Here is a 23,826-nt window from a genome sequence, read left to right as displayed (position 1 = left end):
TTTTATGTCTGCAGAACCCTTTGGTATTAGGGTTTCGGCTCTTCCTGCCCAGCCTTGTCCGGCCTCTGGTTCTGAATGAAGGTCTTGACCAGATCCATCGGCAACGGGAACACAATGGTCGAGGAGTTGTTGTTGCTCATGTCCGCCAGCGTTTGCAGATAACGCAATTGCATGGCACCGGAGTTCACAGACATCACCTCAGCCGCTTCCACCAGTTTCTTCGACGCCTGAAGCTCGCCTTCAGCGTGAATGACCTTGGCCCGGCGCTCCCGCTCGGCTTCCGCCTGACGGGCGATGGCGCGGATCATGGATTCGTTCAGATCCACATGCTTGATTTCCACATTCGCCACCTTGATACCCCACTCTTCGGTCTGGGCATCGATGATCTCCTGAATGTCGGCGTTCAGCTTGTCCCGTTCGGATAACATCTCGTCCAGGTCGTGCTTGCCCAGTACAGATCGCAGTGTTGTCTGGGCCAGCTGGCTGGTAGCGGCACCATAATCTTCAACCCGGAGGATGGCTTTTTCCGGATCCACCACCCGGAAGTACAGCACCGCATTTACCCGCACGGTAACGTTGTCTTTGGATATCACGTCCTGGCTGGGGACATCCAGGGTGATCACCCGAAGGTCAACTCGCACAATCTGCTGGATACCGGGAATGACGATGATCAGTCCCGGGCCTTTCACGCCCTGGAACCGACCCAGAAAAAAGACCACGCCACGCTCGTATTCCGGCAGGATCTTGATTGCTGACCCCAGGATCAGCAGCAGCACCACCGTCGGTGCAATATAGGGAATAATGTCACCGAGATTCATACGGCCTCCTTGATTTGCCGTTGATGTTTAATCTGTGCGCTCTGCCGGTTCGTCGTTACCGGGCTCCACCAGCAGAGTCAGGCCGTCCATACCATTTACCCGCACTTGCGATCGGGCGGCAATGGCCACCTGACTCCGGGCGTTCCAGCGTTCGCCGCTGACCCGTACATGGCCCGCGTAGGCATCATACGTGGGGACAAAATCATCCAGTGCCATACCGTGCTCGTGGACCAGCTGCTCACTACCCGAGACCGGGTGGCGCCGCCGAAGACCGATGAACCGGGTAACGGTCCAGAGAATAAAGCCCCCAGCCACCACCGCCGTGCCACCAATCGTGGGCAGCGAAATCTCCTGATGCCTGCCGTCCATCAGGATGACGGAGCCAGTGACAAACGCCACGATGCCACCGATGCCGAGGATGCCGAAACTGGGCACAAACGCCTCGCCGACAATGAAGGCCAGCCCCAACAGGATCAGCGCCAGACCCGCGTAGTTCACCGACAAGACCTGGAAGGCGAACAGGGCCAGAATCAGGCTGATGGCGCCAATGACACCCGGCACCACCGCGCCAGGGTTGGCCAGTTCGAAAAGAATGCCGTAAAAGCCGATGATCATCAGGAAATAGGCCACATTCGGGTCAGTAATCACCGACAGCAATTTGGTGCGCCAGTCCGGCTCGGCCCGCACCAATTCCAGTTGCGCGGTTTCCAGCACCCGATCACCGGCGGCCAAGCGCACAGTGCGACCATCAATCTCGCTTAACAACGCCCGGAGGTTTGGCACCACCACGTCCACCACGTTACGCTCCAGGGCTTCGGTAGCCCCGAGATTGACCGCCTCCCGAACCGCCTCTTCCGCCCAGTCGGCATTACGACCGTGGCGCTCTGCCAGGCCGCGGATGTAGCTCACGGCATCTTCCAGTACCTTGCGCTCCATAGCAGTGTTGCCACGACGTTTGTCGGCCGATTCGCTCTGGTCGGTGTCCTCCGAAGATTCTTCAGGGGCAGATTCAGAAGGGGATTCAGGTTCTGTGGAGCCGGGCAGGCCACCCATTTGCACGGGTGTGGCTGAGCCAAGGTTGGTGGCCGGAGCCATGGCGGCAATGTGGCTGCCGTAGAGGATATAGGTACCGGCACTGGCCGCCCGGGCACCCTGGGGTGAAACGTAGGTCGCCACCGGCACATCGGAAGCGAGAATGGTCTTGATGATTTCCCGCATGGAATCCATCAAACCGCCCGGGGTGTCCATTTCAATCACCACCAGGCCGGCGCTTTCCCGCTCCGCCCGGCGAATACCGCGGGTCACATAATCCATGGTGGCCGGGCCAATCGCACCTTCAACCGAAAGCACCAGGGCCTGACGGGGCGATTCCTGTTGCGCAAAGGCTTTCAGGGAAAGACTGAACAGGGCCAGCAAGGCTCCGGCTACAAACACCAGCGCCCAGAGCTTTACTCTGGGGGTGAGTGTCGATGTCCTGAAGTGGCTTGCACGCATCTCAACCTCCCACGGGAGTGATCAGAACAGCTTTGCCAGAACCGACTCCGGTAACCGCCTTAGCACAAAACCGATCGGGGCCCAGGGCCAGGCGGGCACAAAATGCTCGGCTTTTCCGGCTTCTATGGCTTTCACCATAGCACGACAGCCGGTTTGTGCGTCGACGATGAACGGTGTGTTTTTCACCTTCTCATTGATTTCAGTGCGAATATAGCCCGGATACAGGGTAGTCACACGGATCGGGGACCGGCGTTTTTTCAACTCGATGCGCAGTCCTTCACAGAGTGCTGCCAACCCGGCCTTGGTGGCGGCATAGGTGGTAACGTTGCCCGGCATACCGCGCACTGCCGTTACCGATGATACGGCCACCAGGTGGCCCCGGTTCTGTTCCCTGAAAATTTCCATCGCCGCTTCAATCTGGGCGAGGGCGGCGACAAAGTTGGTTTCTGCGGTCTGCCGGTTAGCATCAAAGCGCCCGGTTCCGAGTGGCTGGCCCTTACCGATACCGGCATTCACAATAATCCGGTCCAGTGCTCCAAAGTGCGCCTGAAAAGCCCGGAACACCTCCTGCACCTGAACATGATCATTCACGTCGAGTGCCATCACCTGAATCCGGATACCCGGATACTGCTGTTCAAGCTCCGCTTTCAGCACCTCGAGCCGCTCAGTTCTTCGGGCGCAGAGCGCCAGGTTATCTCCGCGGGCGGCAAACTCTCGGGCCATGCCCTCGCCAAGGCCAGAACTGGCGCCGGTGATCAGAATGCTCCTGCTCATTGCGGTGTTCCTTTACCAGGGGGACTAGAAATACAGGGTCTGTTCCGGCTTGCCCTGTTTCTCGGATTCTGCCGGTTCAACCGAATCCTCGGATGCCATCCGGGTCAGCTTCTCGCCGATCATTGTGGGCAGACCATCGGCCTGATCCACCGCCAGCTCAATGGAACGGCGGCGAAGATCCACATCCGGATGCTGCTGGCGGAAGCTCTCTACTTTTTCAAATACCTGAGCCCACAGGCGCTCCCGGTCGCGGGCCGAATAGTCCTCATGGGGCCGATGCACTTCCAGCCACACCTCACCACCGGCCATACCGATCTTGACCGGCTCACGAATCACCTGAACCGGCGTGCCTTTCTCCACCTGATAGACAAACCGTGAAATATCTTCGTTGTACATGCGGAAACAGCCGTGACTGACCGGCATACCGACACCGAACTGTTTGTTGGTGCCGTGAATGAGGTAGCCTTTCTCACTCAGCATGAGGGCATGGGTACCCAGGGGATTGCCCGGGCCTGGTGGGATCATTTTCGGCAGATAGTCTCCCGACGCCTCATATTCGGCACGAATGCTCGCTGGCGGGTACCAGGCCGGGGACTCCAGTGGCATGGTTACTTTGGCATTGGTCAGCGGCGACGGGTTTTCCTCAGTGCCCACACCAACCGGGTACACCTGCACCCCGCCATCCGGTGTGAAGTAATACAGCCGGTATTCAGCCAGATTAATCACGATGCCCTCGCGCTCAACATCGGGCAACACATACATGCGGGGCAGAGTGATCATGGTGCCTTCGCCCGGCAGCCAGGGATCAATACCGGGATTGGCCTTCACCAACTCCAGGTACCCCAGGGCCAACTTGTTACCAATGCCGGCAAAGGTGTCCTCATAGACGGTATTGAACACCTGCAGCTCTCCCGCCAGGTCACCGTCGGGCTGAAAGGTAGGAACCCGCGGGGAGCGGTCCGGCACCCGTTCTGATGCCTCCGGCCCGTTTGTGTCCCGGGCGGCCTGTACTGAGGAAAACGGCCACAGCAGACTGACACCAATGACAACAAGCAACCAGCTTTTCCACCGCATAAGATTGGGTTCCCGTAACAACATTTCTCACACTCAATGACCGGCGTCCGGCTCAGGAGTTCATTACCGTGGCCCAGACCGTCACCACGGCCAGGGCCACAAACAGAATACTCGCACTGATTCGCGCCATGGCCAGCGGCAGGCGTTCCATCAGCCAGCGACCCGCCATGATAACCGGCACATTGGCCAACAGCATACCCACCGTTGTACCCATGATAACCCAGAACGTGTCGGTATACCGTGCGGCCAGGACCACCGTGGCAATCTGGGTTTTATCACCAATTTCCGCCAGGAAGAACATGATGGTCGTGGCCATGAAGGCACCCATACCCAGGAATTTCGAGTCCTCCGAATCATCCTTGTCTGGAATCAACAGCCACAGGGCAATGGCAACAAAGCTGACGGCCAGGATCCAGGGCAGCCAGGCCTCCGGAATCCATTGCGCAACCCAGGCGCCCAGCCAGGCGGACAGGGCATGGTTAAGCACGGTAGCAATCAGAATCCCGAGGATGATAGGGGTACGTTTGGCGTATCTGGCAACCAGAAAGAGAGACAACAGCTGGGTTTTATCGCCAATTTCAGCGATGGCAACGGCAAGCGTCGAAGCGAGAAAAGCATCCATTCAGCAGAACCTCAGGGCGGAGACAATTCAGACATGAGACAGCCCACCTTCCGCCCATTGGAGGTGATCTGCCTCAGGTCTTGCCAATTCCTGTTCAGGAACACAGTGGCCATGCAGATTGAGCTGCAAGTATGTTGACCACCATCTGCCCGGATCACCGGTGCAGAGGCTACTCCCCCGAAGGTGCGGCCATAGTAATGAATAGGGGCAAACAAGGCAACTCCCGGCCTCAGGCCCGCATTTTCCAGATCGGCACCGCCGCCAGCGCCACGCATACCGCAACCAGCCACCAGGCCGAGGCAAAGGCTGAAACGGTTGGCAGCCCGCCTTCGTGTTCGCCGAACTCGATGGTGAGGGCAACGATATTCACCCCGAGCGCACCACCCAGCTGACGGGCGAAATTGATCGTACTGGAACCTGCACCCAGCTGTTCCGGCGCGAGCGGGTTCAGAGCTCCCGTCGACAGCGCCGGCAACATAAAGCCTATACCGATTCGGCCCACAACTGCCCACAATGCCAGCCAGACAAACCCGACCAGCGCCCCGGTAGCGGCAAACAACACCGCCGAACAGGCAAACATGGCAATGCCAAACAACACCAGCCCACGGGCACTGCGTTTGTCGGCAAGCCGGCCGGCGACGGGGAACACCATGCCCAGTACGACGCCTGCGGGTAACATCAGCAAGCCCGCTTCTGTGGCCGAGAAGCCCAGCGAAGTCTGCACAAATAACGGGATCAGATAGGTAGAGCCGAACAGCGCCAGACCCAGTGCCATGGCGCCCAGGGTTGCGTACAGAAACACCGGCTCTCGCAGTAACGCCAATCGGACAAGCGGATGGGCGGCACGACGTTCACGTACGATAAATCCAATAATCAGAATCGCAGCCAATGCGCCCTGCCAGGCAATACGCACAGAGTCTCCGGGCCAGTCCTGCAGACGGTTAAGCGTTTCCAGGGTGACCGCAACCGCGGCCCCCAGCAGAACCATACCGGACAGATCGAACATGTAGGGAGCCGGACGGGACCGTGGTGACGGCAGAAAGCGCAAGGCCATCCACACACCCAGCAGGGTGACCGGAGCCGGGGCAAACATCACCCAGCGCCAGTGGAACTGATCCACCAGAAAACCACCGAGGACCGGGCCCAGAGCCGGCGCGAGAATCACACCCATGCCATAGATGCCCATGGCGCGGCCGCGCTGGTCCGCCGGAAAAATCCGGAACACCAGATACATGCCCATGGGCTGCATCAACCCGGCCATGGCCCCTTGCCCAATCCGGGCAGCAATCAACAATTCTGGCGTGGGCGCCAAGCCACCGGCGAGGGAAATCAGCGTGAACATGGCCATGGCGGTACTGAGGGTCTTGCGGACACCGAAGCGGTCCAGCAGCCACGCCGAAGCCAGCATGGTGGTGGTCATGGCGGCAATGAAACCGGTCGCCAGCCAGTGAACCTGGCCCTGGCGGATACCGAACTCCACCATGATATCGTGCAGGGCAACGTTGACCACCGTGGCACTGAGCACCGTGGCCATGGTGCCGAGCACCACGGTAAGCACCGCCAGCCAGCGCCAGCGGTCACCATATCGGGCCCGCAGGCCCTCTACGGATTGATCAGCCAAGACTCACTTCTGCTTCTCGGCGTTTTCCATGATCTTGTGGAAAACCTTGAGCGATGCCTCAATGTCTTTGTCGGAAATGCCGTCAAGCATCTCCTCTCGGAGCGTGGCCGCGCGCTCGGACAACTCATCCATGAACTCGACACCGGCCTTGGTCAGGTGAAGGCGACGGGCGCGACGATCGTTGGGGCATGGGCGGCGCTCAATCAGCCCCTGTTGCTCGAGACTGTCCAGCAAACGTACCAGGGTCGGGTTTTCAATGGCCATCAGGCTGGCCAGTTCGCGCTGGGTCAGGCCTTCACCACCTTGCTGCAGATACACCATGGTGCTCCAACGCGCCTGGGTAACACCCAGATCTTTCAGGCGTTCATCGAGCATTTTGCGCCAGCGGCGGGTTACCCGGGCAACAGCAAACGGAAACTGATCTCTCATGGTTCATTACTCCTGATGGTGATCCGGCATGGGACAAGCAAACGCCACCCCGAAAACCGACAAAAGACTTACCTTATTGGAAATTCACCAATAGTAAGCTAACCATTGAAATAAAAACAGATGTGAAGACAAAAATATAATTGGGGAAAACCGAAAGCTGCGTCAACCGGCCTGACGCAGCTCCTCCTGCATTTCTTCCACTTCCGGTGATTCGTGAAACTCGGTGTTCCGGGGATCCATCTCGGTCAGCACCGGTGAGGTTTCCGGCATGGCCGGAACGAAATGCTCCTGCTCGTCCACCGGAACATCTTCGGTGTGGCTGATGCGGTAGCTGGTAATCACCGCCAATACCAGCAGGAAACCGGCATTGCCATAGAACAGACCGGCCGGACCCAACAGGCTGATCAGCTTGGCCATGGCAATAGGGCCGATGACACTGCCAATACCATAGCTCAGCAGCAAGGTCGCACTGGCGGAGACTATCCGGTTGCTGTCCATACGGTCGTTGGTGATCGCCACTCCGATTGGATAGATGGTGGCCGAAAGGCCAGTAAACAACCCCACCAACAAGGTCAACAACGCCAGGTTGCTCGCACCGAACACCGCGACACCGCCCGCGGAAGCCGAGGCGGCCATCGCCACCCAGAACATGACCCTGCGCCGGTCAAAGCGGTCGCACAGCCGTCCCAGCGGCCAGGCCAGAAGCATGGCCGCCACAATCGCGCTGGCCATAAAGGTAGAGGTGCGCGCCACATCCAGGCCAACCAGCGTGGCGTAAACCGGCCCAAGGGCATAGAAGCCACCGATCATCACCCCACAGATCAGCGCCCCGGCAACGCCCGAAAACGACTCCCGCGCCAGCTTGAACACCGACATGCGACTGGCCTGTTCAATAACCGGCGCCTCCATCCGGGTCAAAGACAACGGAATCAATGCCAGCGTCAACAACATGGCCGCCAGCGAGAACGGCAGGAAGTTGGCCGGGTCACCGACATTGACGATCAACTGGCCGCCGGCGGCCGAAAGATAGAAGACAATCTGATAGACCGCGAAGAGTGCGCCGCGATTGGCGTTGGTGGCCCGACTGGAAAACCAGCTCTCAATGACCACCAGCACCCCGGCAATACTGAACCCGGACAGCACCCGCAGCACGGCCCAGAACACCATGGAAATAGCCATCGGATACATCAGTGCGGTGACCGCCGCCATGGCTGCGAACACCGCAAAGGCACGGATGTGACCCACCCGGCCAATAATCTTGTGCACATACAAGGTGCCAAGCACAAAACCGATGGAGTAACACACCAGCACCCAGCCGATCACATCTGGCGAAATCTCTTCAATACTCAGGCGAATGCCCAACAGAGTCATCAGAAAGGCGTTGCCACTGACCAGAAGGACAATACTGAGTATCAGCGCTGATAAAGACGCAACCATTCGGGTCATCGGAATTCTGCCTGTCGCGATTACAGTGGGTAACAAAAAGAAAAGATAGCAACATTATAGATTGTCTGCTGGCGAGCATTTAACCAACCTCTTTATAGCCGCGCCACTAGGGAGTTGCCGAGACCCCGAGCCCGCACTGGCAGGCCATTTGACAATGTTTTACATTAATGGGTCGTAACAGACCCGATTGGCGGGAGCAGGTAACATATTTGCCATGCAATCTACTGGACCGTGAGCGCCTGGTTATGAAGAAAACGGACTGGCCCATTCGTTGGGATTTACTGCTTCGCTATCGCCTGATCGAGATTATCGCCCTGTGGGAGGGTCGACTGACCACCAACCATATCTGTCACAGCTTTGGTATCGGTCGACAGCAGGCTTCCAAGGACATCAATACTTATCTTCGTGAACTGGCTCCCGGCAATCTGGTCTACGACCGGCACCTGAAAGGCTATGTCCCCTCTGCCAATTTCAAGCCGGTGGTCACCCGGGGCGCCGTATCCGAGTATCAGGATCTTCTGGCCCGCCAGCAGAATCTGAGTGATACCTTCTCCGATCTTGAACTGGGCCTGCCCGGCAACGCCGTCATCCCGGAGGCGGCCCGGCATATAGACCCGGAAGTTATGCGGGCCGTGGTTACCGCCACCCGTTATCATCGCCAGCTGAAGGCGAGCTACGTATCACTGAGCCGCCCGGAAGCCGCCGAGAGTGTGCTGGAACCCCACGCTCTGGTCTGTGCCGGCAACAGCTGGCACATTCGGGCCTGGTGCAGCGCCAACCGGGAATTCCGGGATTTCGCCCTGAGCCGCTTCCACGGCCGTATTGAGGCCCTGCGCCAGAAAGCCCGGCACAACGCCCAGCAGGATGACGACTGGCAGCGGCAGGTGACACTGGAGATCACCCCGGACCAGCGTCTGACCGAAGCCCAGCAGAAGATCATCGCCCGCGACTACGGCATGACCAATGGCCTGCTGCACATCGAAACCCGAGCCGCCCTGGCGCCCTATGTGCTGTCCCGACTGGGCATCACCTACGAAAACAGCCATCCAGACCCATTGGTTCAGCAGCTCGAACTGGCCAACCCGGACCAGCTCGGTTTTGGCAGCAAACGCGAACGGGCACTCAAGGCGGTGGCCGGTCTCTGCTAGACTGGCCCCGTGACCAGACCGCTCCAGACCTTTACTGCCCTTCTTTGCCTCGGGCTTGTGTTATCGGCGACGCCACTCCAGGCGCAAGCCGATAACCGCTGTGGAGCTTCCGCCACGCCCATCCATCAGGTACAGGGCACCGGCAACCAATCCCCACTGATCGGCCAAACCGTGACCGTAGAAGGCATCCTTGTACTGGATGCCCGAAAACCTGGCGGCTTTTCCGGCTTCTATCTGCAGCAGGCCGATCACCAGACCGATGACAATCCAGCCACCTCCGAAGCACTGTTTGTCTATACCCGCAAAGCCGGTGGCAGCGTGGGTCAGCGGGTGCGGGTTACCGGCACTGTCAAGGAGTTTCACGGCCTGACCGAACTGGCACCGGTGCACAACCTTTCAGTATGCGGCCAGGCATCCCTGCCAGCGCCGATCAACGTATCGCTACCCTGGTCGCAACCACCCGAAAGCCTGGAAAACATGCGGGTGCGTTTCGATGAGCCCCTGACGGTCATCGATAATTACAACCTGGCCAGGTACGGCGAGCTGGCATTGGCGGCCAGCGATCAGGCGATTGCCACAGAACAGTTAGCGCCAGGTCCGGCTGCCCGCACACTGGAACAGCAAAACCTGGCGCAACGGATAACCCTGGACGATGGCCTGGGCAAGCAAAACCCGACGCCGGTGCCCTGGCTATCAGAACGCGATACCGTTCGGGCCGGCGATATCGTGTCAGAACTGGAGGGCGTACTGGATTACCGCTTTGGCCAGTGGCGGGTTCAACCGGGCGCTGTACCACGTTTCCAGGCCCGTAACCCCAGACCACAAGCGCCGACCAAATCAACGGACAGTATCCGGATCATGACCCTGAACCTGCAGAACTACTTCAATGGCGACGGGCAGGGCAAGGGCTTTCCCACGCCACGGGGCGCATCATCGCTCGAGCAGTTTCAGACCCAGAACCGTAAACTCGCCCGAACCATCCAGGACGCGCACCCCGACATCCTTGCCGTGACCGAACTGGAAAATGACGGCTACGGCCCAAACAGTGCGGCGGCTGGCCTGGCCCGGACGCTCGGCGCTGATTGGGCAGTCGTACAGACGCCGGGCAGGGACGGCAACGATGCCATCCGCACTGCCTTGCTGTATCGGGAATCCCGGGTCCGCCCCACTGGCCCGGCTTACAGGCCCGGACCAGGCGAACTTCCAGGCGCGTCCCGCCCGCCACTCGCCCAGGCATTCCGTGCCCGGGGAAGCGAGCTGACATTCTGGGTGGTGGTACCACATCTGAAATCAAAATCCTGCCGGCATGCAGCGGCCCGAGAACAGGATCAGGGCGACGGGCAGGGCTGCTACAGCCGGCAGCGGACCCTCAGCGCCAACGCTATCGTGATCTGGCTCCAGGCACTGGCCGGAGATCCCGAAACCACACCCGTACTGATCACTGGCGATCTCAATAGCTATGCCCGCGAGGCGCCGGTCGAACAGTTCCAGGAAGCCGGTTTCACCAGCCTGGTACACCAGTATCACCCTTGCCTGCCAATGCAGTGCGAGCACTATACCTACCGGTACCAGGGCCAGAAAGGTACCCTTGATTACGCGCTTGCCAGCCCGGCACTGATGCCTTGGGTTGAGCGGGCGCAAACCTGGAACATCAACGCCGATGAGCCCCGGGCGCTGAGCTACCATCAGACCCCGGATCAGTCGGGCCCGTGGCGATCGTCTGACCACAATCCCGTGCTGACCGATCTGAACCTCAGCCCCACCCACTGACTTGCTGCACCGCCTCCGGAGTCCGGCAGCCGGGCAATAGCGCACGGCTCGTGCCGCGTTAAACTGACAAGGCATTCACAGTAATGAGGTGTGCCCGTGGCATCGATCCCTGTACCCGATCTCTGGCCCATGGCCCGAACCGGACAACGCTGGCTGCTCAGAGCCAAACGCCGGGAAGCCGGTGTGGACGGTCATCGCATGATTTTTCTGGAACGCGGCCGGCCCGGTCCGGGGCGTCCGACCCTGGTGCTTATCCATGGCTTTGCCTCCATGAAGGAAAACTGGGCGCTCTGGATGCAGAAGCTGCCTTCGGACTGGCATCTGCTGATTCCGGACCTGCCGGGACTGGGCGAAAGCCAGTATCAGCCCGCGGCCAGCTATCGCTACGAACGCCAGGCAGAGCGGCTGAGGGACTGGCTGTCTGAATACCCGGGCGACAACCTGCATCTGGCGGGCAGTTCCATGGGCGGTGCCATCGCCGCGATCCTCGCCCATAAGCTGAACCAGCCACCCCGCTCGGTCACACTGCTCAATAGCGCCGGCATTCCGGAACACCCGGATGTGGATATCAACGCGCCCTTCAAGTCTGATCGCGATGCCATTCTTATTCCTGGCGACTGGGCCAGCGTTTACCGCATGTTCAACAGCGTCGGGAATGGCAAGCCCACGGTACCCGGGCTGGCCATGACCGGCCTGCTGGGTCCTGACCTGCTAAAACGGCAAGCGTCGCTACGGCATATTTTCAACGATATGCTGGCCGATGCCCTGGCCCCCGCGCGATTTCTTGGCCCGGACACTCCACCACTGCAAGTGCAATGGGGTGATCGCGACGTGATCACACCAACCCGTTGCGTAGACTGGTTTCGTACCGCCACACCCAATGCGGAAGTTCACGTATTCCCGGGTGTCGGCCACCTGCCCATGCTGGAACGCCCGGGCCAATCCGCCAGGGTGTTGCAGGAGTTTGTTCAACGACAGGCGAGATAAAGCAATTGGCCTCTCTGGCCCATTGACCCGTCAGCGAAGTCATGGGGCTCAACCGTGCAAAGCGCCATAATCGGTTCCAACGAGCTCCCTTACATAACAACAACACACGCTGACGAGGAACATCATGCGCGCCTCTGTTTCCAATTCTCAGGATCTGGGCATGCCGGCCATCTACCTGCATACCCTGGCCGAGCTGCTTCATACTATTGGTGTTGATGAGCGGGACCTGATTCTGAGAGTCGGGCTGGATCCCACCCGGCTCAATTCCACCGAACTTCGGGTCAGCCAGGCCCAGGCCAGCGAGTTTGTGACCCGGGCCATCATTGAAAGTGGTGAACCTGGACTTGGTATCCTGCTGGCAAGGGAACTCAAGCTGCCCCTGCACGGTGCACTGGGTACCGCTGTCATGAGCAGCCGCACGCTGGCCGAGGCTTTGGAACTGATGACCCGTTATCTCACCTTGCGGGCACCGCATCTGAAGGTAGAGAAGCGAGTCGCAGGCAGCAATGTCTGGTACGCGGTCAAATGCGATATCGAGCTGGGCCCGTTGCAGGGATTCGTTCTGGATGCCGTGCTGTTCGGCTGCGTTTCCATGGGGGCACAACTCACTGGCAGCCCGGTGCCCGGGACACAGGTTTTGCGCCGGGGCCCGGAACCCAATCACTTTCACCGGTTCCGACGCTCCATCGGGGTGCCGGTGGACTACGGCGCCAGTGAAGATGCCCTGGTGATTCCTGCCAGCCAGCTCAATCTGCCTGTGCAGTTCAGTAACGATCAGTTGGCGATCAGTTCGCGGGAACAATGCGAAACGGCACTGAAACAACTAAAAGAAGATGCCGGGTTTGCCTGCCGTGTTCGACGGGTGATCGAAACCAGCCACCCGTTTCCGCCAAAACTGGCCCGGGTGGCCTCTACCCTGTATGTTTCAGAGCGCACCCTCAAACGCCGGCTGCAGGAAGAAGAAGCCAGCTTCCAGGCCCTTGTGGACCAGGTCCGCCTGGAGCGCGCACGGGATCTGCTGGCCAGCACCACCATGAATCTGAGCCAGATTGCCGACAGCCTGGGCTATGCCGACGCCGCCAATTTTACCCGGGCGTTCAAACGCTGGACGGGGCTGAGCCCCAGCCACTTTCGCAACCGGGAACTGCAGAACGCTGAAACCGCCTGACTCAGTCGATACCCAGAATCTTGTGCATCTGCAAGGTTAACCGCCATTGCGGATGCGCCAGGCAGTAGTCCGTGGCTTTGCGGGTATTGCTTTGCTTGATGGCATCCGGCCCACCCTCCGGCACAGACGGTGAGGCCATGGGTGACAGGAAGTAATGCCTCGCCCGGATGTGCAGAAATCGCTCCGGTGGCGCCAGCGGCTGCGGGTAGACCAGCTTCAGCTCATCACACTCAGCAATGACCACTTCGGCATCGGCTTTCGGGCTGACACACAGCCAGTCGATACCTTCGGGCGCAGGCAATGTGCCATTGGTTTCCACCCCAACCTCAAACCCGGCCCGGTGAAAGGCCCTGATCAAAGGCTCATCCAGTTGCAGCAGAGGCTCACCGCCGGTACAGACCACATAGGGCCGGCCAGGAGCATCGGGCCACAGTGACCGGATATGGGCGGCCAGGGCCTCCGGGGTGTCGAAGCGGCCGCCATTCTGGCCATCGGTACCGACAAAATCTGTGTCGCAGAAATTGCACACCGCATTCGCCCGGTCTTTCTCACGCCCCGTCCAGAGATTGCATTTGCTGAACCGGCAGAACACCGCCGCGCGTCCAGCCTGGGCGCCCTCACCCTGGAGAGTGTAAAAGGCTTCCTTGACGCGGTACATCAGGCAAGACGCTCGTAGGTCAGTGGATCGGTGACGCCGTTGGCGGCAAAGGCCTCCAGCCGCTCGACGCAGGAACCACAACGTCCGCACGCCTTGTCGCGGCCGTTGTAGCAGGTCCAGGTCTGGCTGTAATCGAGGCCCAGCTTGAGCCCTTCAGCCAGGATCTGGCCCTTGTCCATGGCCATAAAGGGTGCCTCAATGCCCACGGGCTCGTAGTTGGCCACCCGGCACACAGCATCCATTTTTTCAACAAACTCCGGCCGGCAATCCGGGTAAATGGCGTGGTCCCCGCCATGGGCTCCATACCAGACCGCGCCCGCCCCGGTAGTCACCGCATACCCGGTCGCCAGCGATAACAGGATCATGTTGCGATTGGGCACAACCGTGGCTTTCATGGTGTCTTCTTCGTAATGGCCTTCAGGCACTTCGATGTCGGACGTCAGAGAAGAGCCGGACATCACCTCACTCATGGCACGGATATCAATCACTTTGTGGGGGATACCTTCAGCCCGGCAAACATCGGCGGCCACATCCAGTTCCCGCACGTGGCGCTGGCCATAGTTGAAGGACAGGGCATGTACCTTGAGCCCCCTGGCGCGGGCCAGGTGCAACAGTGTGAAAGAATCCATACCACCGGAATAGATAACGACAACGGAGTCAGTCATGAGGGGTCAGCACCAGTTTTTCAGAAGGGTGTGTCATCGGGCTTTTACAAAGCGTGGCCATATTGTAACAGTGACAAACCGAGTTGGGTTCGCGTCCTGGCAAGATCAGGGGTAAACTCGAAAGAAAACGACAAAGCACCAGCACCGATTCAATGAGCTCAGACTTCAGCCCGGCCTTTATTGACTTTGAGGCGTCCAGCCTCGACCTGATCGCCAGCTACCCGATTGAGGTAGGCATCTGCATGCCCGACGGGGCACTGCACAGCTGGCTGATTCAGCCCCATGTGCTCTGGCAGGACTGGTCTGAAAGCGCGGAAACCATTCACGGAATTTCACGGCAACGGCTGTTGCAGGAAGGCATGCCGGTTAGCGAGGTGGCTCAGCAATTAAACAAGTTGTTGCCGGAGCAGGTATTCTGTGACGCCTGGACTTTCGACAGCTTCTGGCTACACAGGCTATTCCGGGCCGCCGGTGAGGTTCCGGCGTTTCAACTGGAATCCATTTCCATGCTGCTCGACCCGGGCCAGGTACGCCACTGGTCAGGCATCCGCCAGCAGGTGATTGCCGAACTCGGGCTGCCCGTGCATCGGGCAGCCAACGATGCACTCATCCTGCACAAAACCTGGGAACGGGTTATTTGCCGGGGCGAAGCCGCAGTGCAATAACTTCCAGGCCATCTCGGATGGTATGAAGTGTCCAGTAGGTGGCCAGTGCCATCAGCGCGGCACCAGTAACCGTAAAGGACAGGTTCTCACCCACCACTTGCCCCTGCGCCATCACCAGATAAACGGCAACCGCTACAATCAGGGCAATCTCGACAATAAAATCAGAACGGAACTTGTTACGGGCAGGTCCGGGTTCTTCGGGCATTTTCTTCGGTTTCAACCTCTGGATATCAATTGGATAACTGGATGTATTGAGTGGTTGAATTATCGCCAAAGCCGCCATAAATGGCTGTACGAAGTAGTGGCTACGAACTTACCGAGATGGCAAAAAAAACGCAGCCCATCGGGCTGCGTAGAAAGGAGAGATCCATCCGATACCTGCCAGGCAGGTACCGCGGATTGCACAACGTAAAAACACGTGACAGGGAGAAGTATGAGGATTTCCCGCCGGTGCGTCTGTACGGGTTTGCCGAATGAGCTGGGCTATTGCAAACCGTCCAATTGCCTATACACTGATGACTGAACCGAATCCACAGAGCCGATATGACCAGGATGATTTCAAAGCACACCGTATACTCAGCCGCCGGTTGCCAGATTGGGCAGGCCGTGCGTGCCATGGTGAAAGACAGCTAACGGCTTTCGGTCAGTCCCGGGAGCCGTTGCGGCAACCGGGGCAGCTTCTCCGCCAGACCCCGGTTGCCTGTGAGGCTCCGGGGTTTTCTGTTTTTGCAGCCGCAAAACGACAAGGAGAACATCATGAGAAGACATCCGACATCACGTGCAGCGAACCAGCCCATGGCCAATCGTCAGGCTCCGATCAAGCGCCCGGAGAAGCTGCCGCTGCTGGATGCAATCTGCAAGAAACTCAATCAGCGAGTCAACCTGGATGACGAGCAGCGGGTGCTGGGTCTGTACGAGCGGGGCTGGATTTTCAAAGGCGTACTCAGCAATCTGGACGGCGCCGAAGCCCGATATGTCCGGGCTCTTGCGACCCGCTACAACTCCTGGATTGCCCGCCAGGTAGCCTGATCAGGCTTGCCGTCACGACCGCAGGCTGGACCGGTCAATGATGCCGGTTCAGCCCATCCATCATCGACAGATCACCGCCATGGACCATGGCGTAGTTGTTCACCACATCGTAAATCTTTTCCTGGGAATAGGGCTTCACTACATAGCCATTGGCGCCGGCACTGATGGCACGTTGAATACTCTCAATGGAATCGTCTGCCGTGACCAGCACAATATGCTGGTTCTCCCGAACCTGTTTGAAACGGGTCATCAGTTCGTGACCGTTACCATCCGGCAGTCCCAGATCCAGCAGAATGATCTGGAACTCACTGGCCTCGAACGCCGCCCTGGCAGACGCAGCGTCCGCACATTCAGACACGCTGGTAGCACCGGCTTTGTAAAGCATGTCGACCAGACGCTCCCGCATCACCGGCTCATCTTCGACCACCAGTACTCTGAGATTACTCATTACACTCTCCTGTTCTGTGCCCTGGCTCAGTAGGTATCGTTGCCGGTTCGGCGCGGCAAGTCCAGAGGTGCGGGCCCGGGGCGGACATCAACCGGTTCATCACCGGTGGGCCCGCCATGGTCACCGACGGACGGTGGCGCGGTCACCCGGGTGAGAATATTGGCAATGCTGACTGCCGTTGTATAGAGGGAAATGGAGACAATCAGCAGTACCGGCTGCACAAAGGCCACAAAGCCCGGAATCTCCGCGTTCCCGGTCATACTCAGGATCAGGATGATGGCCGGCCCAAGGACCACGAACAGCGTCAGGGCAATAAAAAACACAATCCGCTCTTTGTAGCGCCCCAGATCGCGATTGGTCACCAACCCCAGCACAAATTTGCCGATAGCCAGGCCGGCCAGAATCGCCGCAGCAATACTCAGGTCGGGCCGCATCAGGGACTGGTACAGGTTGCCATCCCAGAGCCGCTGCATGGCAATGACAAGAAACGGAAACAGTACGAACAGTATGTCGGCGTATGTGCCATACATCATGCTCAGGGAATAATGTTCCTGTTTTTGGTTATCGCTCATTGGCCTGTTCCTTTGTGGTTTCCGACGACCTCTGGTGGCCCTCAAGGGCCCGGTCAATCATGGCGTTCAGGGTGGTCAGTTCCTGTCGAATCATCCCCCTCTCTCCGGGGCTTGAGCGTACACATAGCTCAAGTATCCCTGCCTGTTCTGTCATCAACGGATAGCCCATGGCACCGGCGGTGCCCTTGATCTGATGGCTCTCGGACTGCAATTGCTGCAACTGTCCCTGGGCCAGTGCGGCTTCCATGCGACGCTTTCGCTCAGCCAGGCCATCCAGGAAACGGTTCACCAGCGGACTAATGTCATCGTCAACCGCCTCGCCGACCCATTGTTCCACCGGCAGATAGCGATCCAGCAGGGCCTGCAGGTGGGCATGGTCAATGGGCTTGTTCAGCACCCCGTCGCAACCGGCCTCCAGCAAGGCTTCATTCTCTGCCTGATCACCAGCGGTAAAGGCAATGATCGGCCGCCGGAAGCCCGCCTGGCGCAAAAGCCGGGTGGCCGCAACGCCGTCCATGCCGGGCATGTGGCGATCCATAAGCACCAGTTTCACGGTTTCCGACAGGGCCCGGCGAACCGCCTCTTCCCCATTGGTCACCAGCAAGGGCTCTGCGCCGGTGCGGCGGAGCATCCGCTCCACCAGCCCACGGTTATCATCGTTGTCTTCGGCCACCAGCACCTTGCCGCTGTATCGGTGACCGGAACCCACCGCCGTTTCCGCCGACAACGCCAGGTAACGGGCCAATACCTCGTAAAAGCGCTGCTTGTCGATGGGTTTGGCCAGGTGATCATTGCATCCCGCCAGACGATATTCGGCGATATCCTCGGCCATAACATTGGCCGTAAGCGCAACCACCGGGGTGTTAACACCTGCTTCCCGCAACGCCAGGGTGGCATCCCGGCCATTCATCACCGGCATCTGGATGTCCATCAGAATCAGATCGAAATGCTCGCGGGTGGCGCGTTCCAGGGCTTCCGCGCCATTACTGACATGCACCAGCTCGGCACCGGTGCGCCCCACCAGCAACGACACCAGCCGACGGTTTACATCGTTATCCTCGGCACAGAGAATGCGGCCCGACAACCGGGGCGCCATGACCATGGCAATGGCCCGGCGCCGCTGGCTGAACTCGGAGGCATCCCGAAGGAAGTGAACCTGCGTGAGTTCACCGGTGCTGATGCACACTTCAAATTCACTGCCTTCACCGTAGGTGCTGGACACCCGGATATCACCGCCCAGCAGTTCCGCCAGCCTCCGGGATATACTGAGGCCGAGCCCCGTGCCGCCATACTGGCGGGAAATGGCGGTGCTGCCCTGGGCAAAGGGATCAAACAGACGGTCCAACTGTTCCGGCTTCATGCCAATCCCGGTATCTACCACCCGGGCGTAAAGCTTCTCGGCGTCGCGGTCACAGCGAACAATCAGGGAGATAGACCCATTTTCCGTGAACTTCAGGGCATTTCCACACAAATTAATGATAATTTGTCGGTAACGGGTTGGGTCGGTCCGGATCTTCTCGGGCAGGGGATAATCGCAGATGATACTGAAATCCAGGCCCTTTTCCCGGGCCCGGGGGGCGAAGAAGGCACGGATTTCATCCAGCAACTCCGGCAGATTGACCGGCACCACATCAACATCCAGCTTGTTGGCGTCGATCTTTGAGTGGTCGAGGATATCGTTCACCAGCTCCAGCAGGTGCCGCCCGCTGCGAACCACCGTTTCAGCGCTGCTGCGTTTCTCGGTTTCGTTCAGATCCGGGTCCAGCAGAGTTTCGCCATAACCGATGATGGCCGCCAGCGGGGTCCGGATTTCATGACTCATATTGGCCAGGAACTGGCTCTTGGCCTGAGCGGAATTCCGGGCCAGCTCTTTTTCAAGCCGCTCCTGCTCCCGCTCCCGCTCGATTTGCAGGCGCTGATGGCTCTCGGTGGCGTCAATACAGGTGCCTTCGAGATGCATGGGCAGGCCCTCGGCATCATACACCGTGTGCAGGGAGATAGTGGCCCAGCGCTCCTCGCCCTGACGGGTCAGGTAACGGGCCTCAATCCCCTTGACCGTGCCCCGGGCTTCCAGTTGCTCGACCACCAGGCGCCGCAACCGCTCGTCGGCAATGCAGGTTTCCAGCACATCCGGGTTTCGCACCAGCAGCTCACGGCTGCTGCTGTAGCCCAGCAACTCTGCCATGGCCGGGTTGGCGGTCACAAACCGACGTTCCGGTGACATCTGGAACACGCCTTCAATGGCGTTATCAAACAGCGACTGGTAACGCCTCAGGTTTGCCAGAGCGCGCTGGTTCCAGGCCAGGGCCTCGCCCTGAACCTGCTTGATTCGGTCAGCCAGGGCAAAGGAAAACAGAATGATCTGGGCCGTCAGGCCGAACTGTGGCGAATAGCTGGTAAAGGTATTCAGCGGCAGGTAACCCATCACCGTCAGCGCATAGATACCAAACCCGATCAGGGCCAGGGTCCAGGCAAAGAAATAGGAGCGTGCTGCCGGGTTGTAATAGCGCCAGGACAGATAACTGACCACAATCAGAATGATACTGAGCAGAATCGAGCCGACCACAATCCATTCCATGGCCACCGAATAGGGCATGAAAAACGACAAACCAAAGGTGGTGACGACAGAGGTCAGACATAACCGGAGTAAATGATCCAGATCGGGCGAGCGTTGCCGGGTTTCCAGCAGCGAACGGGCCATCAACAGGCCAAAGAACCAGGTCAGGATAATCTGGAAATGGAGGTATTCCTTGTTGAGCAAGGCTGGCCGGCTATCCAGCAACTGAACCCCGTGCACCTGTTCGGTACCGATGAATACCGCCGCACATACCAGGTAGAGCACGTAGTAGATGTTGCTGCGCTCCCGCACCGATACCGCCACAAACAGGTTGTAAGCCAGGATAGCCAGGATGGCACCCAGCAGCAGCCCGCGTACGGCTTCGTCGATGGAGACCTTTTCTATGTAACTGTCCGGGTGCCAGAGGGTAATCGGCAGGCGGAAGGTGTTGGTGTTGGTAATGCGCAGGAAAACCGTGGTGACGGTGTCTGGCGACAATCTGAGCCGGAAGGTCGGGTTTGGCACGGCCAGATCACGGTCGTCCCAGCTGTCCAGATACCCGGTCTGGCGCTGTTCCACCAGTTGCCCATCCCGAACCAGATACAACCGAACATCGTCCACCAGTGGCAGCGCCAACTCCAGTATCCAGTCCGAGCGGGAGGTCAAACGGCGGGTGCTCAGGTCAAAGCGAGTCCAGTAGGCGGAGCCGGTATAACCGAAGTTGAGTACGCCACCCTGATGACGGGTCAACCTGTCCTCGCCTGCGGCGCGAACCTCATCAATCGTCAGTGACTGCTCAGGATCTTCCAGGTACCAGAGGCACTGGCCCAGATCCGGAATGCTAGCGGTGTTGTGATCCAGCATGATCTGCCCATCCCGGCAGGCATTCTGGGCCTTCGCCACAGATGGCAAAACCAGAACGGCCAGAAACAGGAGCAGAACCACCGTCCGCACCGGGATATGGGCAAACCGTTGCTGCAAAATGTGATCTCCGCGCGGGTAGCTGCGTGCTTTATCGTTTATTGTCAGCACTCGTCACTTTAGCCGTTCACACGCTTTTTCGCACCCCGGGGTCACCTGAAATGAGACATTCCTGCCTTTTTGCTGCTGTTTCACTCACGTTACTGACAATCAGCGGGTGTCGGGTCGACAGTGGCGGCGATTCCTCGTCGACGTTAAATCCAGCCAGCAATGTAGATCTCACCTTCAGCACCTTCGACCTGGCGGATACAGACCGTGCCCCGAATACTCTGAGCAAAACCCGCTTTGCTGACTTCTATCCCGGTATCGAGCCGAACGGCGCGGACCAGACCGCGGAGTACCAGGCAACGGCTGCCGACATCCGTCGCCATATCGACCGGTTTATCGGTGCCGAACCCACCAGCGACGGAAAAAGCTACCGCAAGGTTCGTAACCCTCTCGATCTGATGAATCAGGTGATCAGCGTAGGGCGCGTTGATAATTTTGATGAAGGGCGGAGCTATATCCGCAGGCGCATTGAAGCCGATGAATCAGGAACCTATAACTCCAGGGCCAACCAGGCCTCCATCCGATTTACCGATCAGGCTGCAACCCTTGAAACCCGACCTCTGAATGCCCGGGAATGGCGTTATCAGACCCTGGACTGGCGTTACCAGGCTGGCAGCGAAACCGGGCATGTTTATCGCACTATCCAGCACGTTGCCCGCAGCGTCGACGCCGAAGACAGGGATAAACAGCCACAACTGCTGAGCGTTCTCGCAGGCTCGAGGTTCAATGCAGCCTCATTCAGCGCCATTGGCTACAACCAGCCGGAATACGCGACAGCAGACTACGTGTCACGGGATTACGGCGGCATCGAACTGCGCCAGGAATTCATCGGAACTACCCAGAAAGATACCTTGTATATTAAAAGCCCGGAGCAGGCGGTCATCGATTTCAGTCGACACGGCTTCAATATGGAGGACGACAGCCCGGACTGTCTCCGCATTGAACTGGATTACGGCATGAGCACGGTCCATCTGTTCGTCTCCAACGACGAACCGGCAAGAATTCCGGATCCGGAGGAAGATCCAGCCGATTACGAGAACGCCGATGACATTCCAACCGTCAGCAATCCGGCAAACTGTGCCAATCAGCCGGAAACGGAATTCCTGATGTCCTGGAATGCAGAATCAACTCCTGACCGACAGTAGCAATCGTCTCTGCAGAACCGGGCCGGTTACAGGTCCCAGTTCTGCAGAAAGCCCTTTTTTCGGCAGATCATCCGTTCGTATGTGGAAATCATGATGGCTGCGTGGGGGGCTTTGGTCAGGCGCAGGGTTTCAATACGACGTTCCAGGCGCTGCACCTCATCGCAGATCTGCTGCTGCACGTGGGAACGAACACTGTCGTGCTGATCAAGCTTGACGCTACGCTGCTCAGGCGGGGGAAATTGCGGCTTTTCCATAGTTAACCTCGTCCAATGAGTGTGGAAAACATCCTTATTGATTGATGCCAAGTGTGCCGAACTGTCAGACAAAGTGCAATTACAATGAACAAGCTTTCACTTTTTTTGACAGATTCTGGCGTCAGGCCTTGAGCGCCAAGGCCTGGCGTCTTAATGAAACGCTCAGGCTGCCACCAGTCTCCGCTGGTTTTCCGGCAACACCGGGAACTGTTTGCAGACAGTGTAGACGAAACGGGCCAGGGCTGGTAAGTGATGGCCCACAATCGGAAAACCGGTGTTCAACAAGCTGACGGAAATGTCCCGGGCCGGGTCCGCCCAGCACAGTTTATTGATCAGCCCGACATGGCCAAACGCATAACGGCTTTGCTGGCCCCAAAGGCCAACAGGATTGCTGCCCAGCATCATGCCGGCACTGAATCGCATGGGCACCAGCATGGTCCTGTCCATCTGCAGTGAGCCAAATTGCTGGATGGCGCGGCGAACCGTGAGTTCGCTGCAGATGCGCTTGCCATCCCAACTGCCACCATTGAGCATCATCTGGAAGAAGCGCCCCATTTCTTCGGCCGTGCCGCACAGATTTCCGGCGGGGATCACAGCCTCCTGGAAGCGGGGGTCGTTGGTGACTTTCTCCACCGTCCGGATATCACCGCCCAAGGCGCGGTTCACCACCCAGGACACCGGAAACCGGGGTGTCGGCCCGGTCGCATAATTGCTGGCGAGCTCGTGCAGGTGTTCTGAAGCAATGCCATAGGTAAACCATTTCATCCCCATGGGTCGGCGCAGGTAGCGATCCAGGTAGCTTTCGATAGTGTCGCCGGTCACCTTTTCCAGAACACGCTGCAACACAAAGCCACCGGTAATGGCATGGTAGGCCACCTTGGCCCCGTCCACTTCGACTGGCTTGGCGGCGCACAGGAGCCGCCAGATTTCGTCGCGGTCCCAAAGCACGTCGATCGGGGTTTCCCGGGGTATCGCGGGGATACCGCCCCGGTGGGAGAGAATCTGATGCACGGTAATCGTGCGCTTGCCGTTACGCGCGAATTCCGGGCAATAGTAGGACACCGGGTCCATCAGGTTGACCAGCCCCTGCTCGGACAACATATGCATCAGTAACGCGGTGACTGCTTTGGAGGCGGAAAAGAAACAGATCGGGGTGTCGGTGGTCATGGGAATGCGCGGCAACGAGGCCGGATCGTGAGGACCATTACCCCGGGCGTGCCCGATCGACCGGTGCAATACCTGCTCCCCCCGATAACGCAGTGACAACTGAATACCGGGATGCACACCCGTTCTGTAAAGGGCCTCAACACTGCGCCAGACGGCTTCGGCGGCATTGCTGTCGAGCCCGACCCGATCCGGATGTTCACCGGCGGTGTCGCAAAACGTCACCGGGTTCAGGTCCCGAGGCACATTACAGGTATGCAGGGCACGGCGGGCGAGTGAATGCATGATA

The 23,826-nt window shown here is 58.9% G+C and carries 23 protein-coding genes; 7 read left to right on the top strand and 16 right to left on the bottom strand.

Annotated elements, in window-relative coordinates; genetic code table 11:
• Positions 1-26: 26 nt before the first annotated feature.
• The 8 genes from C7436_RS12955 to C7436_RS12920 all read right to left on the bottom strand — a co-directional run bounded on the left by C7436_RS12955 (position 27) and on the right by C7436_RS12920 (position 8,278).
• The gene (locus C7436_RS12955) at positions 27-818 is read right to left on the bottom strand and encodes a slipin family protein (protein WP_121208076.1); all 792 of its coding nucleotides are present in this window, start codon (positions 816-818) and stop codon (positions 27-29) included.
• Between the two features lie 27 nt (positions 819-845).
• Positions 846-2,312, bottom strand: coding sequence for an NfeD family protein (locus tag C7436_RS12950; protein ID WP_121208075.1), 1,467 nt, complete (start codon positions 2,310-2,312; stop codon positions 846-848).
• A gap of 21 nt (positions 2,313-2,333) precedes the next feature.
• Positions 2,334-3,086: an SDR family oxidoreductase gene (locus C7436_RS12945; RefSeq protein WP_041654424.1), complete on the bottom strand. Its 753-nt coding sequence runs from the start codon at positions 3,084-3,086 to the stop codon at positions 2,334-2,336.
• Between the two features lie 24 nt (positions 3,087-3,110).
• A complete protein-coding gene (locus C7436_RS12940) occupies positions 3,111-4,160 on the bottom strand; it encodes a L,D-transpeptidase family protein (protein ID WP_121208074.1) in 1,050 nt (349 codons plus the stop codon).
• Positions 4,161-4,212: 52 nt separating this feature from the next.
• Complete coding sequence (locus C7436_RS12935) at positions 4,213-4,782, bottom strand: TMEM165/GDT1 family protein (RefSeq protein WP_011783695.1); 570 nt, start codon at positions 4,780-4,782, stop codon at positions 4,213-4,215.
• Positions 4,783-5,011: 229 nt separating this feature from the next.
• A complete protein-coding gene (locus tag C7436_RS12930; protein ID WP_011783694.1) occupies positions 5,012-6,403 on the bottom strand; it encodes a DHA2 family efflux MFS transporter permease subunit in 1,392 nt (463 codons plus the stop codon).
• A gap of 3 nt (positions 6,404-6,406) precedes the next feature.
• A complete protein-coding gene (locus C7436_RS12925) occupies positions 6,407-6,832 on the bottom strand; it encodes a MarR family transcriptional regulator (protein WP_011783693.1) in 426 nt (141 codons plus the stop codon).
• Between the two features lie 162 nt (positions 6,833-6,994).
• Entirely contained in the window at positions 6,995-8,278 is a 1,284-nt protein-coding gene (locus tag C7436_RS12920) for an MFS transporter (RefSeq protein WP_121208073.1), read from the bottom strand.
• A 245-nt stretch (positions 8,279-8,523) separates the two neighbouring features.
• Here C7436_RS12920 and C7436_RS12915 point away from each other — a divergent pair, with 245 nt between their 5' ends.
• The 4 genes from C7436_RS12915 to C7436_RS12900 all read left to right on the top strand — a co-directional run bounded on the left by C7436_RS12915 (position 8,524) and on the right by C7436_RS12900 (position 13,351).
• Positions 8,524-9,426 carry a helix-turn-helix transcriptional regulator gene (locus tag C7436_RS12915; protein WP_121208072.1) on the top strand — a complete coding sequence of 301 codons (903 nt, stop codon included), beginning with the start codon at positions 8,524-8,526 and terminating at the stop codon, positions 9,424-9,426.
• A 9-nt stretch (positions 9,427-9,435) separates the two neighbouring features.
• Positions 9,436-11,196: an ExeM/NucH family extracellular endonuclease gene (locus tag C7436_RS12910; protein ID WP_121208071.1), complete on the top strand. Its 1,761-nt coding sequence runs from the start codon at positions 9,436-9,438 to the stop codon at positions 11,194-11,196.
• A 96-nt stretch (positions 11,197-11,292) separates the two neighbouring features.
• A complete protein-coding gene (locus tag C7436_RS12905) occupies positions 11,293-12,183 on the top strand; it encodes an alpha/beta fold hydrolase (protein ID WP_228198138.1) in 891 nt (296 codons plus the stop codon).
• A 124-nt stretch (positions 12,184-12,307) separates the two neighbouring features.
• The gene (locus tag C7436_RS12900) at positions 12,308-13,351 is read left to right on the top strand and encodes an AraC family transcriptional regulator (RefSeq protein ID WP_121208069.1); all 1,044 of its coding nucleotides are present in this window, start codon (positions 12,308-12,310) and stop codon (positions 13,349-13,351) included.
• Between the two features lies 1 nt (position 13,352).
• Here the strand turns inward: C7436_RS12900 and queE are convergent, their stop codons facing one another.
• Both queE and queC read right to left on the bottom strand, forming a co-directional pair.
• Entirely contained in the window at positions 13,353-14,009 is a 657-nt protein-coding gene (gene queE, locus C7436_RS12895) for a 7-carboxy-7-deazaguanine synthase (RefSeq protein WP_011783687.1), read from the bottom strand.
• Positions 14,009-14,674, bottom strand: coding sequence for a 7-cyano-7-deazaguanine synthase QueC (queC, locus tag C7436_RS12890; RefSeq protein ID WP_022991829.1), 666 nt, complete (start codon positions 14,672-14,674; stop codon positions 14,009-14,011). The genes queE and queC overlap by 1 nt, the downstream gene beginning before the upstream one ends.
• 152 nt (positions 14,675-14,826) lie before the next feature.
• On the opposite strand from queC, the gene C7436_RS12885 reads away from it, so the two are divergent.
• Positions 14,827-15,339 carry a 3'-5' exonuclease gene (locus C7436_RS12885; RefSeq protein WP_022991828.1) on the top strand — a complete coding sequence of 171 codons (513 nt, stop codon included), beginning with the start codon at positions 14,827-14,829 and terminating at the stop codon, positions 15,337-15,339.
• On the opposite strand, the gene C7436_RS12880 is transcribed toward C7436_RS12885, so the two are convergent.
• Entirely contained in the window at positions 15,308-15,544 is a 237-nt protein-coding gene (locus C7436_RS12880) for a hypothetical protein (protein ID WP_014420082.1), read from the bottom strand. The genes C7436_RS12885 and C7436_RS12880 overlap by 32 nt on opposite strands.
• Positions 15,545-16,095: 551 nt before the next feature.
• On the opposite strand from C7436_RS12880, the gene C7436_RS12875 reads away from it, so the two are divergent.
• On the top strand, positions 16,096-16,368 hold the full coding sequence (locus tag C7436_RS12875) for a hypothetical protein (protein WP_031209774.1): 273 nt from the start codon (positions 16,096-16,098) through the stop codon (positions 16,366-16,368).
• A gap of 34 nt (positions 16,369-16,402) precedes the next feature.
• On the opposite strand, the gene C7436_RS12870 is transcribed toward C7436_RS12875, so the two are convergent.
• From C7436_RS12870 to C7436_RS12860, 3 genes are read right to left on the bottom strand one after another with little or no spacing between them, the layout of a single operon-like run.
• Positions 16,403-16,816 carry a response regulator gene (locus C7436_RS12870; protein ID WP_121208068.1) on the bottom strand — a complete coding sequence of 138 codons (414 nt, stop codon included), beginning with the start codon at positions 16,814-16,816 and terminating at the stop codon, positions 16,403-16,405.
• A 26-nt stretch (positions 16,817-16,842) separates the two neighbouring features.
• A complete protein-coding gene (locus tag C7436_RS12865) occupies positions 16,843-17,388 on the bottom strand; it encodes a hypothetical protein (RefSeq protein WP_011783681.1) in 546 nt (181 codons plus the stop codon).
• Positions 17,378-20,926 (bottom strand): 7TM diverse intracellular signaling domain-containing protein, encoded by a 3,549-nt coding sequence (locus tag C7436_RS12860; protein WP_121208321.1) that lies wholly within the window; start codon positions 20,924-20,926, stop codon positions 17,378-17,380. Before C7436_RS12860 ends, C7436_RS12865 begins: the two co-directional genes overlap by 11 nt.
• Before the next feature lie 101 nt (positions 20,927-21,027).
• Between C7436_RS12860 and C7436_RS12855 the strand changes: the two genes are divergently transcribed.
• Positions 21,028-22,119, top strand: coding sequence for a hypothetical protein (locus C7436_RS12855; protein WP_121208067.1), 1,092 nt, complete (start codon positions 21,028-21,030; stop codon positions 22,117-22,119).
• 26 nt (positions 22,120-22,145) lie between these two features.
• Here the strand turns inward: C7436_RS12855 and C7436_RS12850 are convergent, their stop codons facing one another.
• Both C7436_RS12850 and C7436_RS12845 read right to left on the bottom strand, forming a co-directional pair.
• Positions 22,146-22,373 carry a hypothetical protein gene (locus C7436_RS12850; protein WP_022991822.1) on the bottom strand — a complete coding sequence of 76 codons (228 nt, stop codon included), beginning with the start codon at positions 22,371-22,373 and terminating at the stop codon, positions 22,146-22,148.
• Between the two features lie 162 nt (positions 22,374-22,535).
• Positions 22,536-23,822 carry a serine hydrolase domain-containing protein gene (locus C7436_RS12845; RefSeq protein WP_121208066.1) on the bottom strand — a complete coding sequence of 429 codons (1,287 nt, stop codon included), beginning with the start codon at positions 23,820-23,822 and terminating at the stop codon, positions 22,536-22,538.
• Positions 23,823-23,826 lie beyond the last annotated feature (4 nt).

Source organism: Marinobacter nauticus, from assembly GCF_003634635.1.
GTDB lineage: Bacteria > Pseudomonadota > Gammaproteobacteria > Pseudomonadales > Oleiphilaceae > Marinobacter > Marinobacter nauticus.
Note: the sequence above shows the minus strand (reverse complement) of the source record. Positions and strands in the feature narration are given on the sequence as shown.

Excerpts from the sequence above, each read along its gene's own strand:
- C7436_RS12955 (WP_121208076.1), bottom strand. The coding sequence starts at position 818 with ATGAATCTCGGTGACATTATTCCCTATATTGCACCGACGGTGGTGCTG.
- C7436_RS12950 (WP_121208075.1), bottom strand. The coding sequence starts at position 2,312 with ATGCGTGCAAGCCACTTCAGGACATCGACACTCACCCCCAGAGTAAAG.
- C7436_RS12945 (WP_041654424.1), bottom strand. The coding sequence starts at position 3,086 with ATGAGCAGGAGCATTCTGATCACCGGCGCCAGTTCTGGCCTTGGCGAG.
- C7436_RS12940 (WP_121208074.1), bottom strand. The coding sequence starts at position 4,160 with ATGCGGTGGAAAAGCTGGTTGCTTGTTGTCATTGGTGTCAGTCTGCTG.
- C7436_RS12935 (WP_011783695.1), bottom strand. The coding sequence starts at position 4,782 with ATGGATGCTTTTCTCGCTTCGACGCTTGCCGTTGCCATCGCTGAAATT.
- C7436_RS12925 (WP_011783693.1), bottom strand. The coding sequence starts at position 6,832 with ATGAGAGATCAGTTTCCGTTTGCTGTTGCCCGGGTAACCCGCCGCTGG.
- C7436_RS12920 (WP_121208073.1), bottom strand. The coding sequence starts at position 8,278 with ATGACCCGAATGGTTGCGTCTTTATCAGCGCTGATACTCAGTATTGTC.
- C7436_RS12915 (WP_121208072.1), top strand. The coding sequence starts at position 8,524 with ATGAAGAAAACGGACTGGCCCATTCGTTGGGATTTACTGCTTCGCTAT.
- C7436_RS12900 (WP_121208069.1), top strand. The coding sequence starts at position 12,308 with ATGCGCGCCTCTGTTTCCAATTCTCAGGATCTGGGCATGCCGGCCATC.
- queE (WP_011783687.1), bottom strand. The coding sequence starts at position 14,009 with ATGTACCGCGTCAAGGAAGCCTTTTACACTCTCCAGGGTGAGGGCGCC.
- queC (WP_022991829.1), bottom strand. The coding sequence starts at position 14,674 with ATGACTGACTCCGTTGTCGTTATCTATTCCGGTGGTATGGATTCTTTC.
- C7436_RS12885 (WP_022991828.1), top strand. The coding sequence starts at position 14,827 with ATGAGCTCAGACTTCAGCCCGGCCTTTATTGACTTTGAGGCGTCCAGC.
- C7436_RS12880 (WP_014420082.1), bottom strand. The coding sequence starts at position 15,544 with ATGCCCGAAGAACCCGGACCTGCCCGTAACAAGTTCCGTTCTGATTTT.
- C7436_RS12875 (WP_031209774.1), top strand. The coding sequence starts at position 16,096 with ATGAGAAGACATCCGACATCACGTGCAGCGAACCAGCCCATGGCCAAT.
- C7436_RS12870 (WP_121208068.1), bottom strand. The coding sequence starts at position 16,816 with ATGAGTAATCTCAGAGTACTGGTGGTCGAAGATGAGCCGGTGATGCGG.
- C7436_RS12865 (WP_011783681.1), bottom strand. The coding sequence starts at position 17,388 with ATGAGCGATAACCAAAAACAGGAACATTATTCCCTGAGCATGATGTAT.
- C7436_RS12855 (WP_121208067.1), top strand. The coding sequence starts at position 21,028 with ATGAGACATTCCTGCCTTTTTGCTGCTGTTTCACTCACGTTACTGACA.
- C7436_RS12850 (WP_022991822.1), bottom strand. The coding sequence starts at position 22,373 with ATGGAAAAGCCGCAATTTCCCCCGCCTGAGCAGCGTAGCGTCAAGCTT.
- C7436_RS12845 (WP_121208066.1), bottom strand. The coding sequence starts at position 23,822 with ATGCATTCACTCGCCCGCCGTGCCCTGCATACCTGTAATGTGCCTCGG.